Here is a 25,315-nt window from a genome sequence, read left to right as displayed (position 1 = left end):
GTCAGGCCAGCAGGCGGTTCACACGTTGCACGTAGGCTGCCGGGTCGGCCAATGCGCCACCCTCTGCCAACAGTGCCTGATCGAACAGCACATGCAGGCGATCTTCAAACGCGGCGCGGTCGGCTTCGTTGCCGGTCACGGTTTCCAGCAGCGCGAGCTTGCGCACAAGCGGGTGCGTCGGGTTCAGTTCCAGCACGGGTTTGCTGTCAGGCGCCTGTTGGCCGGCCTGCTTGAGCAGACGGGCCAGCGTGCCGCTGATGTCGCCTTCATCGGCCACCAGGCACGACGGCGAATCGGTCAGGCGATGCGTGATGCGCACGTCCTTGGCCTTGTCGCTGAGCACCGCCTTGGCGCGCTCGACCAGCGGCTTGAACTCGCCTTCCACCTTGGCGTGCTCGGCCTTCTCGGCTTCGTCTTCCAAGGCGCCCAGGTCGAGATCGCCACGCGCAACCGACACCAGTTCCTTCTCTTCGAAATCGTGCAGGAACGAGAGCATCCACTCGTCCACGCGGTCGGTCAGCAGCAGCACTTCCACACCCTTCTTGCGGAAGATTTCCAGATGCGGGCTCGACTTGGCCGCCGTCCAGTTTTCGGCGGTCACGTAGTAGATCTTGTCCTGACCTTCCTTCATGCGGCCGACGTAATCGGCCAGCGAGACGGTCTGGGCGCTGTCTTCGTTGTGCGTGGAAGCAAAGCGGAGCAGCTTGGCAATGCGGTCCTTGTTGGCGTGGTCCTCGCCGATGCCCTCCTTGAGCACCTGACCGAAGTTCTGCCAGAACGTGGCGTACTTCTCCTTCTCGGCTGCGTCATCCGACTCGGCCATCGATTCGAGCATGCCGAGCACGCGCTTGGTCGAACCCTCGCGGATGGCTTTCACGTCGCGGCTTTCCTGCAGGATTTCGCGCGAGACATTCAGCGGCAAATCGGCCGAATCGATCACGCCCTTCACGAAGCGCTGGTAGGCCGGCAGCAGTTGCTCGGCGTCGTCCATGATGAAGACGCGCTTGACGTACAGCTTCAGGCCGCTGCGGCGCTCGCGGTCCCACAGGTCGAACGGCGCGTTGGTCGGGATGTACAGCAGCTGCGTGTATTCGCTGCGGCCTTCCACGCGGTTGTGCGTCCAGGCGAGCGGCTTGCCGTTTTCGTGGGCAATGTGCTGGTAGAACGCGATGTACTGATCATCGGTCACGTCAGCGCGCGGGCGTGCCCACAGGGCGCTGCCCTGGTTGATCGTTTCCCATTCGTCCTGGGCCACCATCGCCTTCTTCTCTTCGTCCCACGCTTCCTTGCGCATCTGGATCGGCAGGGAGATGTGGTCCGAATACTTTTGCACGACCGACTTGATGCGCCAGGCGGAGAGGAAATCGTCCTCACCCTCGCGCAGGTGCAGCGTGATGGTGGTGCCTCGCTCGGCACGTTCGATGGTGTCGACAGTGAATTCGCCGTCGCCGGTGCTTTCCCAGCGCACGGCTTCATTGGCGGCCACACCGGCGCGGCGCGATTCCACCGTCACGCGGTCGGCCACGATGAATGCCGAGTAGAAGCCCACGCCAAACTGGCCGATCAGCGCAGCATCCTTCTGCTGGTCGCCCGAAAGCTGGCTGAAGAACTCGCGCGTGCCCGAGCGGGCGATGGTGCCGAGGTTGCGGATGGCCTCGTCGCGGCTCATGCCGATGCCGTTGTCGGCAATCGTGATGGTGCGCGCGGCGGCATCAAAGCCGATGCGGATGCCTAGCTCACCGCCGCCTTCCAGCAGCGACGGATTGGCGATACCCTCAAAGCGCAGCTTGTCCACCGCATCTGAAGCATTGGAAACCAGTTCCCGCAGGAAGATTTCCTTGTTGCTGTATAGCGAGTGGATCATCAGGTGCAGAAGCTGCTTCACTTCTGCCTGGAAAGCCATCTTCTCGTGCGGTGCGCTCATGGTGTGCATAGAAAATCTGGAAAGTGGAAAGAGAAGCGGGCTACACCTTGCGCGCGCCCGCATGAATTTGTGAAGCTAGATAGGGCGTGGCGCCCGGTTTTCAAGCCCCGCGATCGAGCTGCTCCGCCAGGAACCGGAGCAACTCCGGATCGGCGCTGGTTGCGATGTTGAAGCGCATCCACGTCGACGGCATCTGCGACGGCGAAAACAGGCTCCCCGGCGCAAACACATAGCCCTGTTCGTGCCCGGCGCGGGCAATGGCGTTGGTGTCCTGCCCGGTATCGGCCCAGAGGAACATGCCCGCACCCTGCTGCGCAAACAGCTTCAGGCCCATGCGCTCGAGGCTGCGCTGGACGCCGTCGCGGGCGCGGTCCAGTCGGGCGCGTATGCGTTCGACATGCTTGCGGTAGTGGCCTTCAGTGAGGATCTTGTAGAGCACGCGCTCGTTGATCTCGGGCGTGACGAGGCCGGTCAGCAGTTTGCCGTCGACCAGGTTCTTGGCCAGCTCGGGGTGGCAGGCGATGAACCCCACACGCAGGTTGGCCGCGAGCGTCTTGGAGAAGCTGCTCAGGTAGATCACGCGGCGCAGTTGGTCGAGGCTCGCCAACCGCGTGCCGGGGTGTCCGGGCGGGGCGAGATCGCCGTAGATATCGTCTTCGACGATCAGGAAACCGTACTGCTCGGCCAACCGCAGCAACTGAAACGCCTTGGCTGCCGACAGTGAGGTGCCCGTCGGGTTGTGCAGGATCGAGTTGATGATCAGCAGCTTGGGCCGGCGCACCTGCACCAGCCCTTCCAGCGCCACCAGATCCGGCCCCTCGGCGGTGTACGGCACACCGATCACCTGCGCCCCTTGCGCGGCAAAGCGGCCGAACATCAGGAACCACGCCGGATCGCCCACCAGCACCGTATCGCCGGGCTGCACGTACTGGCGCGCGATCAGGTCCAGCGACGAGGTGATGCCCGAGGTCATCACGATCTGGTCCGGCCGGGCGCCGATCTCCAGCTCCGCCAACCGCGTCTGCAACTGCTGGCGCAGCGGCAAAAAGCCCTGCGGCGATCCCCACGCCAGAAACTGGTTGCCGTTCTGCCGGCCGAGCGTGCGCAGCGCGTTGGCGATCAACTCGCCGTCGAGCCAGCCGTTGGGCAGAAAGCCGATGCCCGGCGCCTTGCGCGGCTCGGCGGAATGGAACATGTTCCGCAGCAGCCACGTCACGTCGATCTTGCGCGCGGCGGTCGGTGGCGGCGCGACGGGCTCTTCGGGCAATAGCGCCTGGCGCTCCTTGACGTAGAAACCCGAACCGCGCCGCGATTCCAGATATCCCTGCGCCACCAGCCGCTCGTACGCCTCCACCACGGTGAAGCGCGAAATGCTCTTCTCCTGCGCCAGTTGCCGGATCGACGGCATGCGCATGCCGGCGCGAAACACGCGCTCGTCAATGCGCATGCGCGCCCACTCGGTGAGCTGATCCACCAGCGTCATCTGCGCCGACGGAATCGGATCGGGCAACTGCTCCGCCGCCGGGCGGGCGGCCGCGCGGCGGGCATCCAGGCTGATGATGTGGGAGGTGGGATTCATGACCGGGTAGGCTTCAAGCGCGCCGAAAACTGTACAGAAAGCGCCACGACAAAGTGTACAGGTACTGTACAGACGCAGTTCGGTAGGATCAAGGTCAGAATTCCGCCCCCAGCGAACCCGGAGACGGCCCCATGCCAACGTTGAAACGTTTTGACGAAGACGCCTACCGCGCCACCTGCGACGCCACCGTCGTCGCCGTGCATTCGGAAGGCATTGAGCTGGACGCCACGGTGTTCTACGCACGCAGCGGCGGCCAGGCTGGCGACACCGGCACACTCGCCCTGGCCGATGGAACAACCATCAGGATTGCCGACACCGTCTACAGCCCGGATCGCCAAACCGTCCTGCATGTGCCCGCCGACAATGCTGGCCTCACGCTGCTCGCGCCCGGCACGGCCGTCACGGCCACCATCGACTGGGACCGCCGCCACCGGCTGATGCGGCTGCATACGTGCCTGCACCTGCTGGGCTCACTGATTCCGGTGCCCGTCACGGGCTGCGGTATCTCGCCAGACGCCGGCCGCATCGATTTCGACCTGCCGGAATCAGCGCTCGACCGCGACACGCTGACCACACAGCTCAACGAACTCATCGGCCGTAACACGCCGGTGCGCATCGACCTGATCACCCCGGAAGAACTGGCCGCCCAGCCCGAACTCGTGCGCACCATCGGCGCGGCGCCGCCGGCGGGCGCATCGGCCATCCGCATCATCCACATCGACGGCATCGACCGGCAGCCGTGCGGTGGCACCCACGTGCGCGCCACCGGCGAAATCGGCCGCGTGATCGTCACCAAGATCGAAAAAAAGAGCCGCCAGAACCGACGCGTGGCCGTGGCGTTTGCAGATTGAGTGGCCACCATGAACAAGTCCGCCGCCCTCCCCATGCAACACGCCGACCACGCCGAACGCCGGGGCTTGCTGCTCGGCCTCATCGGCGTGGCCATCTTTAGCCAGACGCTGCCGTTGACGCGCATGGCCGTGGCCGAGCTGGATGCGACCTTCGTGGCGCTGGCGCGCGCGGTGCTGGCGAGTGTGCTGGCGCTGGCGATGCTGGCGGCCACGGGGGCGTTCTCCGCCGCCAAACGCCCGCGCGGCCATCAATGGTGGCAGCTGGCGGTGACGGCAATGGGCGTGGTGGTCGGCTTTCCGCTGTTCTCCTCGCTGGCGATGCGAGACGTACCGGCCGCCCATGGCGCCATCATCACCGGCCTGCTGCCGCTTGCGACCGCCATCTTCGCCGCCTGGTTCGGGCGCGAGCGGCCGTCTGCCGGGTTCTGGCTGTGTGCGCTGGCGGGCAGTGTGCTTGTCGTCTCCTTTGCGCTGCTGCAAGGCGCGGGGAGCCTGCATCGCGCCGATTGGCTCCTCTTCGCCGCCATGGTGACCGGCGCGCTCGGCTATGCCACCGGCGGCAAGCTCGCGCGAGAACTGGGCGGCACGCAGACGATTGCCTGGGCGCTGATCGTCTCCCTGCCTGTGCTTCTGCCCCTGGTGAGCGCGCTGGCGTGGCTGCCGTCGACCCATCAGGCCGAGGCGCTGGCGCATGCGTCGTCCCGCGCCTGGATGGGGCTGGCTTATGTATCGGCCTTTTCCATGTTCATCGGCTTCCTGTTCTGGTACTCCGGCCTGGCCGCCGGCGGTGTTGCGCGGGTCGGGCAGATACAATTGCTGCAACCTTTCATGACGTTGATCGGCGGCTGGCTGCTGCTGGGTGAATCGCTTGACGCGCCCACCGTGTTGTTTGCGCTGGCTGTGATTGCCGTGGTCGGCATCGGCCGGCGCACGTCGGTACGCCGATAGCAACGTCTTCCCTCTTTTGTTGACCGCACTTACCAAGGAGTCTTCATGACCGCCTCGCACGACGCTCAGGCCAAGCTCAAGCAACTCGGCATCGAACTGCCTGCCGCTGGCGCCCCCGCTGCCGCCTACGTCATGGCCGCGCAAACCGGCAATCAGGTCTTCCTGTCCGGCCACATCGCCAAGAAAGACGGCAAGCCGTGGGTTGGCAAGCTGGGCGCCGACATGACTACCGAGCAAGGCAAGGCAGCGGCACGGGCCATCGCCATCGACCTGATCGCCACGCTGAACACGCACCTGGGCGGTGACCTCAGCCGCGTCAAGCGCATCGTCAAGGTGATGAGCCTGGTCAACTCCACGCAGGAGTTCACTGAGCAGCACCTGGTGACCAACGGCGCATCGGAACTGTTTGCCGACGTATTTGGCGACGCCGGCAAGCACGCCCGCAGCGCCTTCGGCGTCGCACAGATTCCGTTCGGCGCGTGCGTCGAGATCGAGCTGATTGCGGAAGTCGCCTGAGCAGCGCTTTTTCCCGCAGTGTCTAAGGTGGCGGCCCAATGTTGGACGGGCCGCTTGCCTGCTATTCTCATCGTTTTGCCCACCCACGGCGCCTGCTCACGAGGTGGGCGCCGCAACACTAGGACCACACCATGGACCACACCGCCTGTACCTTCTCCAGCCGCGCTCAGAAACTGACCAGCTCGGCGATCCGGGAAATCCTCAAGATCACCGAACGTCCTGAGGTGATTTCGTTTGCCGGCGGCCTGCCCGCCCCGGTCACCTTCCCGGTCGAAGCGATTCAGGCGGCGTGCGCCCGCATGTTTGCAGACAACCCGCAGGCTTCGCTGCAGTACACCCCCACCGAAGGCCTGTCGGTGCTGCGCGAGTGGATTGCCCAGCGTCATGGCACCACCGCCTCGCGCGTGCTGATCACCACGGGTTCGCAGCAGGGGCTGGACCTGCTCGGCAAGATCTTCATCGACCCGCAAAGCAAGGTGCTGGTCGAAACGCCGACATACCTCGGCGCGCTGCAGGCGTTCTCGCTGTTCGAGCCGGCCTATACGTCCATCGCCACCGACGACAAGGGCCTGTTGCCCGACGCGCTCACGCCAGAGCTGGCTGCCGGCGCCCGCTTCTTCTACACGATCCCGAACTTCCAGAACCCGACCGGCCGCCGCCTGCCGCTGGACCGCCGCCAGGCCCTGGTGGCCCGCGCGAAGGAACTGGGCGTGCTGCTCGTTGAAGACGACCCGTACGGTGAACTGAGCTACACCGGCGACGCGTTGCCGTCGCTGCGCTCGCTGAACCCGGACGGCGTGGTCTACATGGGCTCGTTCTCGAAGATCCTGGCACCGGGCATGCGCCTGGGCTACATCATCGCGCCCGAACACATCCACTTCAAACTCGTGCAGGCCAAGCAGGCATCGGATCTGCACACGCCGAGCTTCACGCAGCGTGTGGCGTACGAGGTGCTGAAGACCGGGCTGCTCGATACGCACATCCCGAGCATCCGAAACCTCTACGGCAAGCAATGCGAAGCGATGCTCGACTCGCTCACGCGCCATATGCCGGCCGGCGTGCACTGGAACCGTCCGGAAGGCGGCATGTTCATCTGGGTGGAAGTGCCGGAAGGCATCGACACGATGGCGCTGCTGGAGAAGGCCGTCGCGCGCAACGTGGCGTTCGTGCCGGGCGCGCCGTTCTATGCCAATGCGCCGCGCCGCAACACACTCCGCCTCGCGTTCGTGACAGTGGCACCGGAGCGTATCGAGCAAGGCATTGCCGTGCTGGGCGAGTTGATGCGCGCGGAAATCGCGGCGCTCACGCCCAAGGCCGCCTAAATTACCTAACTAACCACTCCATCCATTCAAGAAAGGAGCCGTCGTCGATGCTGCGGATCTGGGGAAGACTCTCTTCGGTCAACGTTCAGAAGGTCGTCTGGTGCGCGCATGAGCTGTCGCTGGACCATGAGCGCATCGACGTCGGCGGCGCCTTCGGCGGCGTTGACACGCCGGAATTCAAGGCAATGAACCCCAACGGCATGATCCCCGTCATCGAAGATGGCCTGGACGATGCCGGCGACACGCGCTTCGTGCTGTGGGAGTCCAACGCCATCGTGCGCTATCTCTCGGCGCGCTACGGCCCGGGCAACCTCTACCCGCTAGAACTTCACGAGCGCGCCGATGCCGACCGCTGGATGGATTGGCAGACCACGTCCTACAGCCCGTCGATGGTGGATGCGTTCCTGCAGCTCGTGCGCACGCCGGAAGACCAGCGCGACGCCGCGCGCATTGAACGCTCGCGCCAGGCCGCGGAGCGCAGCACCGCCATCCTCGAAGCCGTGCTGGCCAAGCAGCCGTACGTGGCCGGCCGTCGCTTCACCATGGCCGACATCGTCTGCGGCTGCGCCACGCACCGCTGGCTGGGCCTGCCGATGGACCGTCCTGCGCGACCGAACCTCGAGCGCTGGATGGCCGAACTGCGCGACCGCCGCGCCGCGCGGGAAGTCCTGGCACTGCCCGTGGTCTAAGCCCGCCTGAAACCGATTGCGATAGCATCATCAACCGCGCACGGCACCTACGCCGGCGCGGTTTTTTGTTTTCACCGAGGGAAACCCGGATGCCATTGAACCGACCTTCCACCACCGTCGCCACGGCCCTCTGGGGCGCGCTTTATCTGGTGGCCGCCATCGTGTCGCACCGGCTGAATGGGCCAATCGACATGACGGGCTACATCTGGCTGCCGGCGGGCGTGGCCATGGCCGCGTTCATGCTGCGGCCGTACCGCGAATGGCCCGGGCTGGGGGCAGCGTTTGCCGTGGCGCAGCTGGTGCTGGCGGCGATCGAGCGCACCAACCCCGCGCACGCGATGCTGTTCGTGCTGGACGAAGCAGGTAGCGCGGCGCTGGCCGTGGCACTGGTGCGACTGGCACGCGTCCCGCTCGAAGGGCTTTACTTCGTGCGCGCGATGCTGGTGGCGGGCGCGGTCAGTGCGCTGCTTGGGGCGTTGTTCGGCGCGGCATGGTTTGCGTGGTCGCAAGGCGGCTCGTTCGGGCACGTGCTGCGCATCTGGGCGGCATCGGATTTCCTGGGCGTGCTGATCGTCACGCCGGTGCTGGCGGCGTGGTCGCGCTTTCGCGCGTTCCGCTCGGGCGGCACCGACCGCACGGATTTCCTGCTCGGTCTGGCGGCCGTCGTTGCGCTGGCGCTGTCGTCGTACATCATTTTCGATGGCAACAGCGATGCCAAGTTTGGCGATGGAATCGGCTTTGCGCTGACGTACGTCCCGCTGTTCTTTGCCGTGGTGGTGGCGCTGATGTGGGGCGGCCGCGGTGGCTCGTTGGCGGTGCTGCTGCTCACGCTGGTGGCGCTCACGCAAACCGCCGAAGGCGACGGCCCGTTCGCCGTGCTGGATCACCACTATGGCCAGTCGCTGCTGGAAACGCAGCTGTACCTCGGCATTGCCGCGCTGCTGGTGCTGCTGGTGAGCGCACTCAAGACCACGCGCGAACAACTGCACGAGCAAAGCGCGCAGTGGCAAAACCGCGTCGAACTGGCGCTGGCGGCATCGGGCCAGCTTGTCTACACCATCGACCCTGCCAGCGGCCGCATTGACTGGGGCGGCGACGTCGCGCTCATGTTCGGACACGAACCGGCAAGCATGGCGTCGATCTCGACCGTACTGCAACTGGTGCATCCGGATGACCGCGATGCGCTGCGCGCGCGCTGGCTCGGGGCCGCCGTGCTGGAGGGCGATGCAGCAACGCCCGCACGCCGCCAGACGCTGCGCATCACCGCACGCGACGGCACGCTGCACACCGTGGTGGATACCGGTCGCCCCCTGACGGATGCCGTTGGCAACACGGCGCTCGTGGCCGGGACCTGGTCGGTCGAGACCGCACTGTGACCCCATCGGTGCCCGGCAGCACGGCCGTGCTGCTGATCCATGGTCTGGGCGGCACGGCCTACGACGTGGGCGTGCTGCAGAAAGCGCTGCGCAACGCCGGCGCGGTCACGCACGTGCCGACCTTGCCCGGCCACGGCACGCGCCCGGAAGACCTGATCCACATGCCTGCCGAGGCGTGGCTTGAAACGCTTACGCAAGCGTATGAACGGCTCGCCGCCGAGCATGACACCGTGCATATCGCCGGCATGTGCATGGGCGCATTACTGGCGCTGGTGCTGGCGCACCGCGTTCGGCATGGCATTGCGCACCCGCAGGACAGGCTGGCGCTGCTCGCCACGCCCATCCATATCGATGGCTGGTCGACGCCGTGGTATCGGGATCTGCGCTACGCGGTGTATCGCATCCCGGGCATGGCGGCGCGCATGCGCGTGGAAGAGGACGAGCCGTTCGGCATCAAGAACCCGCTGTTGCGGCGGATCATCAAGGCGAAGCTCGCACGCGGCGACAGCTTCCACTATCCGTGGGTGCCGCTGGCGTGCATTCGGCAGGTGGACCGGCTGCGACGCTGGGCACTGGCCGGGGCGCCCGATACGCAGTGCCAGACGCTGGTGATCCATTCCCGCGAAGACGAACTCACCAGCCTGCGTTCCGCCCAAACGCTGCAGGCCACCCTGCCCCATGCGCGCAGCGTGGTGCTGGAAAACAGCTACCACATGATCTGCGTGGACAACGACCGCGATCAGGTCGCAGCAGAGGTCCTTGGCTTTTTCGGTTTCGACCCGGCAGCGGCCAGGCGCAAAGGCCCAGCCGCCGCAGATTGATGACGACGCCGATCAGGCTGCCGGCCCGGCCGTCTCGTGCTCGTGCGCCGCATCCAGCCGGCGCTGCCGCTCGCTGCCTTTGAACACGTGCCGCACCACCACAAAGAACACCGGCACCAGGAACACTGCCAGCACCGTTGCCGCGATGATCCCGCCCAGCACGCCCGTGCCGATAGCGCGCTGGCTGGCCGATGCCGCGCCGCTTGCAATCGCCAGCGGCACGACACCAAATGCAAACGCCAGCGACGTCATCACGATCGGCCGGAAGCGTAACCGTGCGGCCTCCAGCGTGGCTTCAATCAGGCCCATGCCTTGCGCCACCAGATCCTTGGCCACCTCGATGATCAGGATCGCGTTCTTGGCCGACAGGCCGATGGTCGCAATGAGCCCGACCTTGAAGTAGATATCGTTGGGCAGGAAGCGCAGCGTGGCGCCCAGCAGCGCACCCAGCACGCCCAGCGGCACCACCAGCATGACCGCCAGCGGAATCGACCAGCTCTCGTACAGCGCCGCCAGACACAGGAACACGACGAGGATCGACAACGCAAACAGCGCCGGTGCCTGCGCACCCGACAGCCGCTCCTCGAACGACTGCCCCGTCCACTCGTAGCCGAAGCCTTCGGGCAGACCGCGCGCAATCGACTCCATCGCCGCCATCGCCTCGCCCGAGCTGTGACCCGGCGCGGGCGAGCCGGTGATCGTCATGGCCGGAAAACCGTTGTAGCGATCGAGCTTGAGCGGCCCCACGATCCACTTCGTCGTAGTGAACGCGGAGAGCGGCACCATCGCCCCCGCCGCATTGCGCACATGCATGCGGCCAAGCTGCTCGACCGAGACACGCTGCTTGCCGTCGGCCTGCACGATCACGCGGCGCACCTGGTTGCGATAGACGAAATCGCCCGCGTAGTCGGAGCCGAACATCACGGCCAGCGTGCGGTTGATGTCCTCAATCGACACACCCATCGACAGCGCTTTCTTGCGGTCCACATCAATCAACACCTGCGGTGCATCGCCCTGGCCCGCAAACGTGACTTCCGACAGCGCGGGATGCTGCGCGGCCTCAGCAAGCATGCGGTCGCGTGCCTGCGCGAGGCGCTCGTAGCCGGCACCGCCGCGGTCCTGCAGACGCAGGTCGAAGCCGGGCTTGCTGCCCAGCTCCGGCAGCGCGGGGGAGTTCATCGCCATGACCATCGCACCCTTGATCCTGCCGAACGCTGCGTTGGCACGCTCGACCACGGCATCGACGTGCTGGTCAGCGCCCTTGCGTTCCTTCCAGTCCTTGAGCGTCAGAAACAGCATGGCCGCGTTCTGCCCGTTGCCGTACAGGCTGAAGCCCGTGATGGCCAGCGTCGACGCCACCGCCGGCTCCTGCGTCATGAAGTGCTGCTCGGCTTGCCGCACGACGTCGAGCGTCTGCGCCTGCGTGGCGCCGGTCGGCAGCATGACGACGGTCATGAATTCGCCGGTGTCCTCTTCCGGCAGGAAGGCCGTGGGCAGTTGCGTGAACAGCAGCACCACCACGCCGATGACGGCGCCGTACGCCACCAGCGCGCGGCCCGTGCGGTTCAGCAGCTTGGCAACGCCGCCTTGGTAGCGTGCCGTCAATCGCGCAAAGCCCCGGTTGAATGCGCCGAAGAAGCCCTTGCGCTCGGCACCGTGGCCGGCCTGCACCGGCTTGAGCAGCGTCGCGCAAAGCGCCGGCGTAAGCGTCAGTGCCAGGAATGCCGAGAAGACCATCGACACCGCCAGCGACAGCGAAAACTGCCGGTAGATGTTGCCCACCGCGCCGCCAAAGAACGCCATCGGCACGAACACCGCCGTCAGAACCAGCGAGATGCCGACGATGGCCCCGCTGATCTGCCGCATCGCCTTGGCCGTCGCCTCGCGTGGCGAGAGCCCGTCTTCGTGCATCACGCGTTCGACGTTTTCCACCACCACGATGGCATCGTCGACAAGGATGCCGATGGCGAGCACGAGGCCGAACAGCGTCAGCACGTTGACGGAGAAACCCATGGGCAGCATCACCGCGAACGTACCCAGCAGCGCGATCGGCACGACCAGCGTCGGGATGAGCGTCGCGCGCAGGTTCTGCATGAACAGCATCATCACCAGGAACACCAGCACCACGGCTTCGAGCAGCGTCTTGACCACCTGCTCGATGGCGATGCCGACAAAGCGCGAGCTGTCGTACGCCACCTCGTAGCGCACGCCCGGCGGGAAATGCGCCTGCGCTTCGTCCAGCACCGTGCGCACGCGCTTGGCCACGCCCACGGCATTGGCGCCAGGGGCAAGTTTGATGCCGATGGTCGTAGCCGGCTTGCCGTTCATGCGCGAGAGGTACAGGTAATCGCTGCCGCCCAGCTCCACGCGCGCCACATCGCGCAGCAGCACCATGCGGCCCTGCGCGTCCGCACGCAGCGGGATCTGGCCGAATGCATCGGGCGTGGTGAGCCCATCGTCACCGGTGACGCTCGCGTTGATGGGTGCGTTGCCCGGCACGGCGCCGCTGCCGATTTCGCCCACGGTGATGCGTGCGTTGTAGCGGCGCACGGCGTCGCTCAGGTCGCCGGCGGTCAGGCCCAATGCGGTCAGCTTGTCGGCATCGGGCCAGATGCGCATGGCGTATTCCGCATCGAACAACTGCGCGGTGCCAACGCCCGGCACGCGGCGCAACTGCGGAATCAAATCCGACGAAGCGAGGTCGCCCAGGTCGATGCCGTCAAAGCGGCCGCGCTCGGCCGTCAGCGACAAATACATCATGTAGTTCTCGGCCGCCTTCTCGATGCGGATGCCGTTGCGGCGCACGACCTCGGGCAGGCGTTCCTCGACGATCTTCAGGCGGTTCTGCACTTCCACCGCTGCAAGGTCGGGGCTCGTGCCCTGCGTGAACGACAGGTTGATCGACACGTTGCCCGACGCGTCGGACGAAGACGACATGTACAGCAGCCCCGGCGCGCCGTTCATCTCGCGCTCGATGATGGCGGTGACGGCGCTCTCCACCGTGCGCGCAGACGCGCCCGGATAGTTGGCCGAGATGCTGACGTTGGGCGGCGCGATGTTCGGGTACTGCGCCACCGGCAGCTTGGGCAGCGCGAGCACGCCGGCCAGGATGATGGCCAGCGCAATCACCCAGGCAAAGACCGGGCGGTCGATAAAGAAGCGCGCCATGGTCAGCCCCTCTTCGTCTTCGTATCAGCGCGCGGTGCGGCAGGAATCGGCTTGACTGCCATGCCGGTCTCGAGCGTCTGCATGCCTGGGATGGCAACCCGCTCCCCACCGGATAGCCCGCCCGTCACCAGCCATTGGTCACCGGCCAACGTTTGCGCAGCCACGGGCTGGGCCGCCAGCGTATTGTCGGCCTGCACCACAAACACCGATGCCCCCTGGCGGTCGCGCTGCAACGCGCCCTTCGGAACCGTCACCGCGCCCTGCTGCACGGCGTGCGAAAGCTTCACCCGCACGTACATGCCGGGCAGCAGCAGGCCATCGGGATTGGGCAGCACCGCGCGCATCGAGACGTTATCCGTCGCACGGTCCACCGTCAGATCGGAGAACAGCAGCCTGCCCGGGCGCTCGTACGCCACGCCATCGCTCAGGATGACCTGCACGCCGATGTCCTGGCCGCTCAATGCAGCGGCCTGGCCCTTCTTGAGCGCGCGCTGCAAGGCGAGCACTTCGGCAGCGGGCTGCGCGAAGTCGACGTAGATCGGGTCGATCTGTTCGACCGTGGTGAGCGTCGTCGCAGCGTCTTCCTTGACCAGCGCACCTTCGGTGACCTGCGCGCGGCGCGAGCGGCCGGCAATCGGGGCCGTGACGGTGGCATAGCCCAAGCGCAGTTGCGCGGTTTCCAGCGCGGCACGGCTGGACACCACGTCTGCGGCGGCCTGACGCTCGGCGGATTGCGCTTCAGCGTATTCCAACTCGCTCACGGCACGCGTGGCGGCCAGCCCCTTGTAGCGGGCAGCCTTGTCGCGCGCGATGGCCAGTTGTGCCTGCGCACGGGCAAGCGCGCCTTGCGCGGCGTCCACCTGTGCCTTGAGCGGCGCCGGATCGATGCGGAACAACACCCGGCCGGCCTTGACCACCTGGCCTTCTTCATAGGCGCGCTTGAGGACGATGCCGTCGACGCGCGCGCGCACTTGCGCCGTGCGATACGGCTCCAGGCGGCCAGGCAGTTCGGTCACCAGCGGCGCATCGGAGCGCTGCGCAACGGCAAACTCGACTTCCGGCGGGCCGGCTGGCTTGGCAGCCTCATCAGCATGCTTGCCGCACGCCTGCAACACAGCCAAGGCGCACGCGCACAGCAACCACCGGAACGAACGGTAACGACGGAACAACACGGAGAACATCATGGGAAAGAGGGCTGGGCGCGACCGCGCCCGAGGTCTTGAACGAAGCGAAGCGGAAGGCTAGCACGCACGTCCGCCGCTAGCTGACCGATTGATTTCCCCAGTCTGATCAAGACCTTACGAAGCAGGCGCTGACCGTACGCCAGGCAGGCCTGCTGCCCCTTGATGCGGTTTCAGAAGACGCGACCGAGCTGCAGGTACACGTTCCACACGCCCTGCGGCGCCACCGCAAAACCGAAGTACAGCGGCCCGATCGGGCTGGTGCCACCGACGAATACGCTGCCGCTCTTCAGGTAAGGGCCCTTGCCAAAGTTGTTGCGCAGCTGCCAGACATTGCCGGCCTCGGCGCTGGCGCCGAACACCGGCGCGCGCAGGCCCAGCAGATCGTCAACGCGCAGGTCGTACAGATAGGTCAGGCGGCCATACAGCATGTACTGGCCGTTGAACTGATCCTGCGCATACGCCGAAAGGTGCTGGAAGCCGCCCAGGAAGAAGCCTTCGTTGGCGCCGTTGCTCGTGTTGCCACCGTTTTCCCGCGTCGGGCTGTTGACGCCAAACAGGCCGGCCCCTTCCAACGCCACATTGAACGTGTGGCGGCCGTAGCTCGTCGCCCATAGGCCCTTGGCCTGGGCGGTGTTGAACTTCTTGTCGGGCGAACCGAAGCCCACTTCCACGCTGCTGTAGAAGTAATAGCCGCTGCGCGGGAACAGCGGATCGTCGAGCTGGTCCAGCGTAAGTTGGGCGCGAAAGGCCGGCTGCTGGGTGCGCAAGGTGTCAACAGCCGTCGCATCCACGACATTCCCGGACTCGTCCGCGATCAATTGCAGGTAATTGAACGTTGCCGTCTTCCTGACGTAGTTCACGCCCAGGCGCAGCTCACCCTTGCGGCCCAACGGGATGCCCAGGTCAACGCCGGCGCGCGCCGTCTCGATGGTCAGGTTGTTGAACGGCTTGGCGTCCCGGGTGGGCGGCTGATCGTCAAAGTAGAGATCCGATCTGCGACGCGAGTACTCGGCATACGGCGCCACGTAAAACCCGCGCGCCTGCCACAGCGGCTGCCGCAGCTCGGTATGGATGCTCGCCCGGTTGCTGCCGAGGACGATGTCGTTGCGCCACTCCAGCCCGCTCTGCGTGAGCCACGGATACCGATGGCCAAGGTTGATGTTGAATGCGCCACGCCCGTCGAAGTTGGTCGACATGCCCAGCCCGAACAGGAAGAACTGGTTGCCCCACGACTTTTCGTGCGCGTCGATCTTCAGCGTATGCACACCGTTCTGTTCCACCAGTTGCTGCGTGACGGTTTCGAAGTCGCCCGTGGTGGCCAGCGCCGACAGTTCGCGGTTCAGCGCCTCGGCGTCATACGCATCGCCTTCACGCACCTTGATCAACTGACGCACGCGCGCGGGCGGCACGCGGCCGCTGGTGGTCACATCGATGGCGTCAATGCGTGCGCCCGCCACGAGCGTGCCCTGCGGCTCGTGGGTAGCGCGGTACGCGGCATACGCGTGCGGCGACAGCGACAACGTCGCGAGCTTCGCCTCGACGCCCTGCGCCGCGCGTTCACCCTGCCGCACACCCTGCGGGCCCTTGGCGAAATCGGTGAACGAAAGCTCCGAGAGCTGCGGCTCGATCAGCACATCCTGGCCGCGCAGCAGCGCCTTCTGCGCACGGACGTTCTGGCCGACGAGGATGGTGATCATCTGTTGCGTCACCGCCGCAGGCGAGGCCAGGTCTTCAGGCCGCTCCAAGTCCGACCCGATGTTGACGGCGATGATGATGTCAGCCCCCATGTCGCGCGCAAGCTGCACGGGCAGGTTGCTCACCAGGCCGCCATCCACCAGCGTACGCCCGCCCACCTCGAAGGGCGCGAACAGCCCCGGCACCGCCATGCTGGCCCGCATCGCCAGCGGCAGCGAGCCGTGGTCGAGAATCACTCCGTCGCCCGTGGCCAGATCCGTCGCCATGGCCTTGAACGGAATGGGCAGGCGCGAGAAGTCGATGTTGTCGGGCCACTGCGCCGTCCAGTTCTTGAGGAGCGCGAGCAGGCGGTTGCCCTGCACCAGCCCGGCCGGCAGCTTGAGGTTGCCGTTGCCATAGCCGGCCGACAGGCCGATCGGGTACTGGAAATCATCCTCGCGCAGCGACTGCGGCAGCTTGGCGCGATCGTTGCGATCGAAGGCGATGTCGCTCAGGTCCACCTGTGAGAGCTTCTGCTCCAACGCGTCCGCCCGCATACCGCTGGCGTAGAGCCCGCCCACCACGGCGCCCATGCTGGTGGCGGCAATCACATCCACAGGAATGCGCATGCGCTCCAGCATCTTCAGCACGCCAATATGCGCATAGCCGCGCGCCCCGCCGCCCGAGAGCACCAGACCGATTCGCGGCCGCGTCGATTCGGTGTTCGCCTGCACTGGCGCCGCCGCAGTCTGGCCATGCACGGCGGGCGGCAACGTCGTCAGTGCCACAAACGCGGTAAGCACGGCGGCAGCCAATCGGGAGCCGCGGCGGCGAAACAGGAAGGCCGTCAGAGAAGCCATGAATGGAGGGCGAATTGGAGTGGGTGGGCAGCGCAGCAGGCGCAATGATTCCACAACCCGGATTTACCCGGTGCAATTGCTTGCGCCACGCGAAACCACGCACCGGCGCCGATGAATACTTTTCAAGGCGAAAGTGACAGAATATTGCGGGGACCCGGACACGCTTGTTCCTACAATCCGTGGCTGCCCCTTAAAAAAGGGGCGACAGAAGACGTTCGGTATCGAGAAGATACTGAAACGCCCAAACAGGAGGAGATCAAGATGTGGAATCAAGTCTATGACCCGCTCGGCAGTGCCGTGTGGTCAACCCTAGCGGCCGGGATACCGGTGGCGGTACTGCTGTGCTCGCTGGCGTTCTTCCATATGCAGGCGCATCTGGCAGCCGGCCTGGCGCTGATTGTCGGGGTGGGGATCGCCTCGTTTGTGTTTGGCATGCCGACCGCAATGGCTGGCAAGGCTGCGGGCCTCGGCATCGTCTCGGGCCTGTTCCCAATTGGCTGGATTGTTCTCAACATCATCTTCCTGCACCGGCTCACCACCTTGAACGGGTCGTTCAAGGTCTTGCAGAGCTCGATTTCCGGCATTACCGAAGACCGCCGCCTGCAGCTGCTGCTGGTAGCGTTCAGCTTTGGCGCGTTCTTTGAAGGCGCCGCGGGCTTCGGCACGCCGGTGGCCGTCACGGGCGCCATCCTGATCGGCCTGGGCTTCTCGCCACTGGCCGCGTCGGGCCTGGCCCTGATCGCCAACACCGCACCGGTGGCCTACGGCGCGCTGGGTGCCCCGCTCATCGGGCTGGCTTCGGTCACGGGGCTGGACCTGCTGCAGCTCTCTGCCATGGTTGGCCGCCAGTTGCCGTTCTTCTCGGTGCTGGTGCCGTTCTGGCTGATCTGGGCGTTCGCGGGCTTCCGCGGCATGCTGCAGATCTGGCCAGCAATCCTGGTGGCGGGCGTGTCGTTTGCGATTCCGCAGTTCCTGGTGTCGAACTTCCACGGCCCGTGGCTGGTGGACGTGATTGCGGCGCTGGTGTCGATGGGCACGCTCACGCTGTTCCTGAAGGTGTGGAAGCCCAAGACGATCTGGACCTCGACCGCCCTGCGCAACCGCGAAGACAACTCCCGCGTCGACCCCGAAGCTGCTGCCGAAGCCCGCGAAACCACCACGGCCACCAACGGCAAGATCACGCGCGTGCAGGCATGGTTGCCGTGGGTCATCCTGACCGTGTTCGTGTTCATCTGGGGCGTGCCGCAGTTCAAGGCGTTTGCCGACGGCCTCTGGGCATTCAAGTTCGCCATCCCGGGCCTCGACAAGATGGTGCTCAAGGGCCCGCCGGTGGTGCCCAAGGTGATTGCCGAAGGCGCAGTGTTCAACTTCAACGTCCTGTCGATGGCGGGTACGGGCATCCTGGTATCGGCCATCGTCGGCGGCCTGCTGATGGGCTACTCGCTGCCGCGCATGCTCAAGGAGTACTGGAACACCATCAAGCTCACGCGCTATTCGCTGCTGACGATCTGCGCGATGTTCGGCATCGGCTACCTGACGCGCTACTCCGGTCTGGACGCGACGCTGGGCCTGGCCTTCGCCCACACGGGCGTGCTGTACCCGCTGTTCGGCACGATGCTGGGCTGGCTGGGCGTGGCGCTCACCGGCTCCGATACGGCATCGAACGTGCTGTTCGGCGGCCTGCAGAAGACCACGGCCGAACAGCTTGGCCTGTCGCCGATCCTCATGTCGGCGGCCAACAGTTCGGGCGGCGTGATGGGCAAGATGATCGACGCGCAGTCCATCGTCGTGGCTTCCACCGCCACCAAGTGGTACGGCCACGAGGGCGACATCCTGCGCTACGTGTTCTTCCACTCGCTGGCGCTGGCCTTCCTGGTGGGGCTGATGATCACCCTGCAGGCTTATGTGGAGCCGTTCTCGCGGATGGTGGTGCACTGAGCCCCGCTCCCGACGGAACCCGAAAGCCGCTCAATCGAGCGGCTTTTTTCATGGCGCGATGCGTCTCGCGAACCGCCTGGCGCCTCCCACGGATCGCAGCTGACGCTCTGAACTGCAATCGCCGAGCAAAAAGCCTCACGTGCCGAGCTCTGAGCCCCAACCGTCGAGCAAAAAGCCTCACGTGCCGAGCTCTGAGCTCCAACCACCGAGCAAAAAGCCCCACGCGCCGAGCTCTGAGCTCCAACCACCGAGCAAAAAGCCCCACGCGCCGAGCTCTGAGCTCCAACCTCCGAGCAAAACACCCCACGCGCCGAGCTCTGAGCTCCAACCTCCGAGCAAAACGCCCCACGCGCCGAGCTCTGAGCTCCAACCTCCGAGCAAAAAGGCCGACGCGTCGAGCTCTGAGCACCAACCTCCGAGTCCTGCTCTCCATAAGCCAGGCCGCCAGCAAGGGCACTTTCACGCGCGTATCATGGGCGGCTCTTCCGCGCACGTCCCGCCCTGGGGCGTCGGTCTCCTCTTCACCCCCGACCCGACATGCTGCTGCGCCGCCTGGAAAAGCTCATCGATCCGTTCCGCCCGCTGCCCGACACCCAGCCTCCGGCCAATGTCTGGCGCTTCTACGCCCACTTCCTGCGCGAGGTGCGCGGCGTCTTCGCGTTCCTGCTGCTCGTGGGGTTGCTGGGCGCGCTGATTGAAGTCGCGCTGTTCGACTTCCTCGGCCGCATCGTCGACATGATCCAGGCAACCCCCGGCGCGGAGTTCTTCGGCCGCCACCGCAGCGAACTGCTGTGGATGGCCTTTGTGGCGCTGATCGCGCGGCCGGTCATCTTCGGCTTGCACGACGTGCTCGTGCACCAGGTCATCAACCCCAACCTGTCGAACCTGATCCGCTGGCAGAACCACCGCTACGTGCTCAAGCAGAGCCTGACGTTTTTCCAGAACGACTTTGCGGGCCGCATTGCCCAGCGCATCATGCAGACCGGCTTTTCGCTGCGCGATTCCGCCGTGCAGGCCGTGGACGCGCTCTGGCATGTCGTCATCTACGCGATCAGTGCGATGGTGCTGTTCGCCAGGGCCGACTGGTGGCTCGTTGTGCCGCTGCTGGTGTGGATTGGCTGCTACATCGCGGCACTGAGCTATTTCGTGCCGCGCGTGAAAGCGCGTTCGGTCATCGCCACGGAGTCGCGTTCCAAGCTGATGGGCCGCATCGTTGACGGCTACACCAACATCACCACGCTCAAGCTGTTCGCGCATACGCAGCATGAAGAAAGCTACGCGCGCGACGCCATGGCCGAGCAGACGGACAAGACGCGCCTGTCCGGCCGCATGATCAGCGGCATGGATTTCACCATCACGGCCATGAACGGCCTGTTGATCGTGGGCACGTCGGCGCTCGCGCTGTGGTTGTGGAGCCAGGGCCGTGTGAGCGCCGGCACCATCGCGTTGACCACGGGGCTGGTCATCCGCATCAACAACATGTCGGGCTGGATCATGTGGGTGGTCAACGGCATCTTTGAAAACGTCGGGCAGGTGCAAGATGGGATGCAGACCATCGCGCTGCCGCGCGCCGTGATCGACCACCCCGGCGCCAAGCCGCTGCACGTGACGCAGGGCGAAGTGCGCTTCGAGCACGTGGGATTCCACTACGGCAAGGGCAGCGGCGTGATCGAAGGGCTGGATCTCGTGGTGCGCCCCGGCGAACGGATCGGCCTGGTTGGCCCGTCGGGTGCGGGCAAATCGACGCTGGTCAACCTGCTGCTGCGCCTGTACGACGTGGAGCGCGGCCGGATTCTCGTCGACGGCCAGGACATTGCGGCCGTGACACAGGAGAGCCTGCGGGAGCAGATCGGCATGGTCACGCAAGACACGTCGCTGCTGCACCGCTCCATCCGCGATAACCTGCGCTACGGCAAACCCGACAGCACGGAGGCGGAGTTGATGCAAGCCGTGCGCCGGGCCCGCGCCGACGAGTTCATCCCGCAGTTGTCCGATGCGCAAGGGCGACGGGGCTTTGATGCGCTGGTGGGTGAGCGCGGGGTGAAGCTGTCGGGTGGTCAGCGGCAGCGCATCGCGATTGCGCGCGTGCTGCTCAAGGACGCGCCGATCCTGATCCTGGACGAAGCCACGTCCGCGCTGGATTCGGAAGTGGAAGCCGCCATCCAGGAAAGCCTGGAAACGCTGATGCAGGGCAAGACCGTGATTGCCATCGCGCACCGGCTCTCGACCATCGCGCGCATGGACCGGCTGGTCGTGCTGGATGGCGGGCGCATCGTCGAGAGCGGCACGCATGCGGAGTTGCTGGAACACGGCGGCCTGTATGCACGGCTGTGGGCGCACCAGACCGGCGGTTTCGTTGGGGTCGATTGAGCGTTACGACAGGCGGCGGCCGAGCGTCTCGGGCACCATGGCCAGCCCGATCAGCGAGACGAGGCCGCAGCCGATCACGTAGAAAGCCGGTGCGTTGGCATTGCCTGTGAGCTGGATCAGCTCGGTCGAGAAGAACTGCGCAAAGCCGCCAAAGATGGCGATGGCGACGCAGTAGGCAATCGACAGCCCCGTGGCGCGCAGCCGCTGCGGCAGCACCTCGCTCACGAGCACCATCGAGGCCGGCGAAGTCATCGACATCGGCACCGACAGGCAGCCGACCACGATCAGCAACCGGGCGAGCGATGGGTCTACGTTGATGAGCGCAAAGGCCGGATAGATCATCGCCAGCAGTGCAACGCGCGACCACAGCACCACCCTGCGGCGCCCCACGCGGTCGGCCAGCCGCCCCGCGAACGGCGACAGCACCACCTGCACCAGCGCAGCGATGCACGCCGCCCAGATGCCCAGCGACAGCGGCATGTGCAGCACGCTCACAGCGTAGTTGCTGAGGTAGTAGACGATGATGTACGTGGACGACGCCACCCCGATCATCAGCAGGATGCTCGCCACCAGCGTGCGACGGTGTTCGCGCAGCAACGGCAGCGTGGCGTCGGCTTCGCGCGTGCTGGGCGGTGCGGCGGTTTCCTCCAGGCGGCGGCGGATGATCAGGCCGACCGGGATGACGAGAATGCCGATCACGAACGCCAACCGCCAGCCCCACGACTCCAGCGCCCCAGGCGCCAGCACGTTGCTCAGCAGCAGGCCGACCAGCGCGCCGAACAGCGCCGCCAGCCCCTGGCTGAACGGTTGCCAGCTCGTATAGAAGCCGCGCGAACGATCATCAGCGTATTCCAGCAGCAGCGCAGTCGAAGCACCCATCTCGCCACCGATGGCAAAGCCCTGCACAAGCCGCGCAAGCACGACGAGGATGGGCGCGAGGATGCCGATCTGGGCGTAAGTGGGCGTGACGACGAAGATCAGCGACGACAGACCCATCAGCCACAACGTGAGCGCCACCGCCGGCTTGCGGCCCGCCCGATCGGCGTACATGCCGATCAGCAAACCGCCGAGCGGCCGCATCAGGAAACCCACGCCAAATGTGGCGAACGACATCAGCAACTGGCCGGTCGCGTTGCCGACCGGAAAGTACAGCCGGCCGATCAGCGTGGCGAAGAAGCTATAGACCACGAAGTCATAGAACTCGAGGCCGTTGCCGATGGTGATGGCGGCAATGGCGCGCGTGCGTGACAGCGGTTGCGCGTGGCCTGTCGCCTGCGCATCGGCGCGGCCGGCGTACGACGGCGCAGAGGTTTGGTTCGACATGGGGTGTCTCCGAAACTTGTCTTGTCTTTGCGGGCGGGCGGGGCTCACACCCCGCTTGCCTCTTCAGCCAGAACGGCTGCTGCGTTGGGCTTCACGCGCAGATACCACGCTGCCGACATGAGCAGCACCCAGCCTGCGCCGACGTAAAGCGCCACCCGGGTGTCTTCCATGGTGCCCAGCACGCCGATCACGAAGAGCATGAACGCGATGGCAAGGGCCGGCCCCACGGGCCACAGCGGCACCTTGAACTTGAGCGCACGCACTTCTTCGGCCGACAGGCGACGGCGCATCGCCACCTGCGACAACAGGATCATCAGCCAGACCCACACGGTGGCGAACGTGGCGATCGACGCGATGATCACGAAGACGTTTTCGGGGATCAGGTAGTTCAGCACCACGCCGCACAACAGCGCACCGGCCATGAACAGCACCGTCACCCAGGGCACACCGTGACGCGACGTGGCCGCAAAGATGCGCGGAGCCTGGCCCTGCTCCGCCATGCCGTACATCATCCGGCCCGCTCCAAAGATGTTGCTGTTGATGGCCGAGATGGCTGCCGAAATGACGATGAGGTTGAGGATTGCCGCCGCCGACTGGATACCCAGCCCTGAGAAGATCTGCACGAACGGGCTGCCCTGGCCGTCGATGCCTGTCCACGGGAAGATCGCCATCAGCACGCACATGGTCAGCACGTAGAACAGCAGGATGCGCGCCGGTACGGCGTTGATGGCCTTCGGGATGACCTTGTCGGGGTTCTGCGCCTCACCGCCGGTGATGCCGATGATCTCGACGCCGCCATACGCGAACATCACCACGGCAAACGACGCCACGAGGCCGCCCACGCCGTGCGGCAGGAAACCGCCATGCGACCAGAGATTGCTGAGGCCCGACGCGTGCTCGCCGTTCATCTTCACGCCGAGGAACAGGATGACGGTGCCGCCGACGATCATGGCGCCAATCGCTACGATCTTGATCAGTGCGAGCCAGAATTCCATCTCGCCGAACACCTTGACGTTGCAGAGGTTCAGGCCGCAGATGAGCATGACGATGCCGAGCACCCAGAGCCATTGCGGCACCTCGGGAAACCAGAAGCCCATGTAGATGCCGAAGGCGGTCACGTCGGCCAGGCAGACGATCACCATTTCGAGGATGTACGTCCAGCCGGTGAGAAAGCCGGCGAGCGGACCGAGGTTGTCGCGCGCATAACGCCCGAACGAACCGGAGACCGGCTGGCGCACCGCCATCTCGCCGAGCGCGCGCATGACCATGTAGACGGCCGCGCCGCCGATGATGTATGCAAGGATCACGGCCGGCCCGGCCAACTGGATGGCCGAAGCGGACCCGTAGAAAAGGCCCGTGCCGATGGCCGAACCGAGCGCGAGAAAGCGGATATGCCGCGCGCGCAGGTTGCGTTGAAGGTGTTCCAAACTGTCTCCTCTTTATGTCGGCAAGGCTGTCGGCGCAGTTCCGGGCGGGACGCAGGCGTCGAACGGACCGGAGTTCACATACAGACAACATCGCGTTTATCGATATGTTGTTGTATATACATCATGAACGGCATTGGGGTATTCCCGAGGGCTGTGCGCCCATCTCGGTGGCGAGCGGGCCAAGAAAAAAGGCGGACATGCGTCCGCCTTGGATTTCGCAGGCCGGACGGCGCGGGCGCTACACCCAGCCCATACCGCCGACCAATGCCCCCAGCCCCACCAGCACCAGCGGGTGGACGCGGGTGAAGGAGGACGCCACGACCGTCGCCACGGTCAGCGCAATGGTGCTGAAGCTGCTGTCTGCGCCGCGCGCCAGCACCCAGCCGGTGGAGAACAGCAGGCCGATCGTGAGCGGTGCGAGGCCACGGCGGACCAGCGCAATCCAGCGCGCGTCAGGCTTGCGGTCCATGACGCGCGCGATGACGGCAGCAATTACGCACGATGGCCCGCAGATGCCGACCAGCGAGGCAATCGCCCCACCCAGACCCGCCGCCTGCCAGCCGAACAACTCAACGAAGAGCACGTTGGGGCCCGGTGCGGCCTGCGAGATGGCGTACATGGCGCTCAACTGCTCGCTCGTCATGTAGTGCCGGGTGTCGACCAGAAAGCGGTGCATGTCGGGCAGCGTCGAGCTGGCCCCGCCGATGGCGAGAAACGACAGCACAAGAAAGTGCCAGAACAGGTCGAAGACGGTGGTGAGGTAGCTCATCGCATCGCCCACCATTCGAGCACGAGTGCGAGCGGAATCAGCACCAGCATCACGGGAAGCAGCGGCCACTGCAGGACGCCAATGGTCAGGAAAACCGCCAGGCCGATGCCGAGCGCCCGCCAGGTGCGCGACTGGCCCTGCGCCAGCTTGACGGCCGTTGAAAGCACCAGCCCCGCTGCCACCGCCGCCATGCCCTTGAGCAGGTTCTGCACCACCGACAGCGCACTGAAGTGGTCGTACAGCATGACGATCAGCAACAACAGCACCGCAGGCGTCAGCACCAGTCCGGCCATTGCGGCAGCGGCGCCCCGCACCCCGTGAAAGCGGTAGCCGAGCATCACCGAAAGGTTGACCACATTCGGGCCGGGCAACACCTGGCCCAGGCTCAGCAACTCGGCGAACTCGGTGTTGGAGAGCCACCGGTTGCGATCGACAATGCCGGCGCGCGCAAAGGGCAGTACGCCGCCGAAGCCCGACAGGCCCATCCGCGCAAACTCGGTGAAGAGCTTGCTGCAGGACGGAATGTTTGCGTTTGCTGCGGCGTTGGCGTCAGGTGCGGCGCTCGGATCGCTCATG

At 65.6% G+C, this 25,315-nt stretch carries 18 protein-coding genes; 9 read left to right on the top strand and 9 right to left on the bottom strand.

Going from position 1 to position 25,315, the window contains the following annotated elements; translation table 11 throughout:
• Position 1: 1 nt before the first annotated feature.
• A complete protein-coding gene (htpG, locus tag ACUXH0_RS10435) occupies positions 2–1,924 on the bottom strand; it encodes a molecular chaperone HtpG (RefSeq protein WP_182594292.1) in 1,923 nt (640 codons plus the stop codon).
• 100 nt (positions 1,925–2,024) lie between these two features.
• Positions 2,025–3,503: an aminotransferase-like domain-containing protein gene (locus ACUXH0_RS10430; RefSeq protein WP_182594259.1), complete on the bottom strand. Its 1,479-nt coding sequence runs from the start codon at positions 3,501–3,503 to the stop codon at positions 2,025–2,027.
• A 131-nt stretch (positions 3,504–3,634) separates the two neighbouring features.
• Here ACUXH0_RS10430 and ACUXH0_RS10425 point away from each other — a divergent pair, with 131 nt between their 5' ends.
• From ACUXH0_RS10425 to ACUXH0_RS10395, 7 genes are all read left to right on the top strand, one after another.
• Positions 3,635–4,354, top strand: coding sequence for an alanyl-tRNA editing protein (locus ACUXH0_RS10425; protein WP_182594258.1), 720 nt, complete (start codon positions 3,635–3,637; stop codon positions 4,352–4,354).
• 9 nt (positions 4,355–4,363) lie between these two features.
• Positions 4,364–5,302: a DMT family transporter gene (locus tag ACUXH0_RS10420; RefSeq protein WP_182594257.1), complete on the top strand. Its 939-nt coding sequence runs from the start codon at positions 4,364–4,366 to the stop codon at positions 5,300–5,302.
• Positions 5,303–5,347: 45 nt separating this feature from the next.
• Positions 5,348–5,818, top strand: coding sequence for a RidA family protein (locus tag ACUXH0_RS10415; RefSeq protein ID WP_004629056.1), 471 nt, complete (start codon positions 5,348–5,350; stop codon positions 5,816–5,818).
• 131 nt (positions 5,819–5,949) lie between these two features.
• On the top strand, positions 5,950–7,140 hold the full coding sequence (locus ACUXH0_RS10410) for an aminotransferase-like domain-containing protein (protein ID WP_182594256.1): 1,191 nt from the start codon (positions 5,950–5,952) through the stop codon (positions 7,138–7,140).
• 47 nt (positions 7,141–7,187) lie between these two features.
• Entirely contained in the window at positions 7,188–7,829 is a 642-nt protein-coding gene (locus ACUXH0_RS10405; RefSeq protein ID WP_004629060.1) for a glutathione S-transferase family protein, read from the top strand.
• An 89-nt stretch (positions 7,830–7,918) separates the two neighbouring features.
• Positions 7,919–9,205 carry an MASE1 domain-containing protein gene (locus tag ACUXH0_RS10400; protein WP_004629063.1) on the top strand — a complete coding sequence of 429 codons (1,287 nt, stop codon included), beginning with the start codon at positions 7,919–7,921 and terminating at the stop codon, positions 9,203–9,205.
• A gap of 8 nt (positions 9,206–9,213) precedes the next feature.
• On the top strand, positions 9,214–10,026 hold the full coding sequence (locus ACUXH0_RS10395) for an alpha/beta hydrolase (protein ID WP_024542241.1): 813 nt from the start codon (positions 9,214–9,216) through the stop codon (positions 10,024–10,026).
• 12 nt (positions 10,027–10,038) lie between these two features.
• Here ACUXH0_RS10395 and ACUXH0_RS10390 read toward each other — a convergent pair whose 3' ends face one another.
• The 3 genes from ACUXH0_RS10390 to ACUXH0_RS10380 all read right to left on the bottom strand — a co-directional run bounded on the left by ACUXH0_RS10390 (position 10,039) and on the right by ACUXH0_RS10380 (position 16,912).
• Positions 10,039–13,194 (bottom strand): efflux RND transporter permease subunit, encoded by a 3,156-nt coding sequence (locus ACUXH0_RS10390; protein WP_182594255.1) that lies wholly within the window; start codon positions 13,192–13,194, stop codon positions 10,039–10,041.
• Between the two features lie 2 nt (positions 13,195–13,196).
• On the bottom strand, positions 13,197–14,378 hold the full coding sequence (locus ACUXH0_RS10385) for an efflux RND transporter periplasmic adaptor subunit (protein ID WP_182594254.1): 1,182 nt from the start codon (positions 14,376–14,378) through the stop codon (positions 13,197–13,199).
• A 170-nt stretch (positions 14,379–14,548) separates the two neighbouring features.
• On the bottom strand, positions 14,549–16,912 hold the full coding sequence (locus ACUXH0_RS10380; RefSeq protein ID WP_182594253.1) for a patatin-like phospholipase family protein: 2,364 nt from the start codon (positions 16,910–16,912) through the stop codon (positions 14,549–14,551).
• Between the two features lie 261 nt (positions 16,913–17,173).
• On the opposite strand from ACUXH0_RS10380, the gene ACUXH0_RS10375 reads away from it, so the two are divergent.
• Together ACUXH0_RS10375 and ACUXH0_RS10370 are read left to right on the top strand one after the other, a co-directional pair.
• Positions 17,174–18,850, top strand: a complete 1,677-nt coding sequence (locus ACUXH0_RS10375) for an L-lactate permease (protein ID WP_004629075.1) — start codon at positions 17,174–17,176, stop codon at positions 18,848–18,850.
• A 537-nt stretch (positions 18,851–19,387) separates the two neighbouring features.
• The gene (locus ACUXH0_RS10370) at positions 19,388–21,220 is read left to right on the top strand and encodes an ABC transporter ATP-binding protein (protein WP_012435176.1); all 1,833 of its coding nucleotides are present in this window, start codon (positions 19,388–19,390) and stop codon (positions 21,218–21,220) included.
• 3 nt (positions 21,221–21,223) lie between these two features.
• On the opposite strand, the gene ACUXH0_RS10365 is transcribed toward ACUXH0_RS10370, so the two are convergent.
• From ACUXH0_RS10365 to ACUXH0_RS10350, 4 genes are all read right to left on the bottom strand, one after another.
• A complete protein-coding gene (locus ACUXH0_RS10365) occupies positions 21,224–22,543 on the bottom strand; it encodes an MFS transporter (protein WP_012435175.1) in 1,320 nt (439 codons plus the stop codon).
• Positions 22,544–22,587: 44 nt separating this feature from the next.
• Complete coding sequence (locus ACUXH0_RS10360; RefSeq protein WP_012435174.1) at positions 22,588–23,970, bottom strand: amino acid permease; 1,383 nt, start codon at positions 23,968–23,970, stop codon at positions 22,588–22,590.
• A gap of 238 nt (positions 23,971–24,208) precedes the next feature.
• A complete protein-coding gene (locus tag ACUXH0_RS10355) occupies positions 24,209–24,754 on the bottom strand; it encodes a chromate transporter (protein WP_170816368.1) in 546 nt (181 codons plus the stop codon).
• Positions 24,736–25,314 carry a chromate transporter gene (locus ACUXH0_RS10350; RefSeq protein ID WP_012435172.1) on the bottom strand — a complete coding sequence of 193 codons (579 nt, stop codon included), beginning with the start codon at positions 25,312–25,314 and terminating at the stop codon, positions 24,736–24,738. The genes ACUXH0_RS10355 and ACUXH0_RS10350 overlap by 19 nt, the downstream gene beginning before the upstream one ends.
• Position 25,315 lies beyond the last annotated feature (1 nt).

This window comes from Ralstonia sp. 110700041-2, from assembly GCF_056280165.1.
The sequence above is the reverse complement of the archived record's forward strand: the minus strand, read 5'-3'. Positions and strand labels throughout refer to the sequence as shown.

Coding starts and splice junctions, on each gene's coding strand:
- htpG (WP_182594292.1), bottom strand. CDS start 1,924: ATGAGCGCACCGCACGAGAAGATGGCTTTCCAGGCAGAAGTGAAGCAG.
- ACUXH0_RS10430 (WP_182594259.1), bottom strand. CDS start 3,503: ATGAATCCCACCTCCCACATCATCAGCCTGGATGCCCGCCGCGCGGCC.
- ACUXH0_RS10425 (WP_182594258.1), top strand. CDS start 3,635: ATGCCAACGTTGAAACGTTTTGACGAAGACGCCTACCGCGCCACCTGC.
- ACUXH0_RS10420 (WP_182594257.1), top strand. CDS start 4,364: ATGAACAAGTCCGCCGCCCTCCCCATGCAACACGCCGACCACGCCGAA.
- ACUXH0_RS10415 (WP_004629056.1), top strand. CDS start 5,348: ATGACCGCCTCGCACGACGCTCAGGCCAAGCTCAAGCAACTCGGCATC.
- ACUXH0_RS10410 (WP_182594256.1), top strand. CDS start 5,950: ATGGACCACACCGCCTGTACCTTCTCCAGCCGCGCTCAGAAACTGACC.
- ACUXH0_RS10405 (WP_004629060.1), top strand. CDS start 7,188: ATGCTGCGGATCTGGGGAAGACTCTCTTCGGTCAACGTTCAGAAGGTC.
- ACUXH0_RS10400 (WP_004629063.1), top strand. CDS start 7,919: ATGCCATTGAACCGACCTTCCACCACCGTCGCCACGGCCCTCTGGGGC.
- ACUXH0_RS10390 (WP_182594255.1), bottom strand. CDS start 13,194: ATGGCGCGCTTCTTTATCGACCGCCCGGTCTTTGCCTGGGTGATTGCG.
- ACUXH0_RS10385 (WP_182594254.1), bottom strand. CDS start 14,378: ATGATGTTCTCCGTGTTGTTCCGTCGTTACCGTTCGTTCCGGTGGTTG.
- ACUXH0_RS10380 (WP_182594253.1), bottom strand. CDS start 16,912: ATGGCTTCTCTGACGGCCTTCCTGTTTCGCCGCCGCGGCTCCCGATTG.
- ACUXH0_RS10375 (WP_004629075.1), top strand. CDS start 17,174: ATGTGGAATCAAGTCTATGACCCGCTCGGCAGTGCCGTGTGGTCAACC.
- ACUXH0_RS10370 (WP_012435176.1), top strand. CDS start 19,388: ATGCTGCTGCGCCGCCTGGAAAAGCTCATCGATCCGTTCCGCCCGCTG.
- ACUXH0_RS10365 (WP_012435175.1), bottom strand. CDS start 22,543: ATGTCGAACCAAACCTCTGCGCCGTCGTACGCCGGCCGCGCCGATGCG.
- ACUXH0_RS10355 (WP_170816368.1), bottom strand. CDS start 24,754: ATGGTGGGCGATGCGATGAGCTACCTCACCACCGTCTTCGACCTGTTC.
- ACUXH0_RS10350 (WP_012435172.1), bottom strand. CDS start 25,314: ATGAGCGATCCGAGCGCCGCACCTGACGCCAACGCCGCAGCAAACGCA.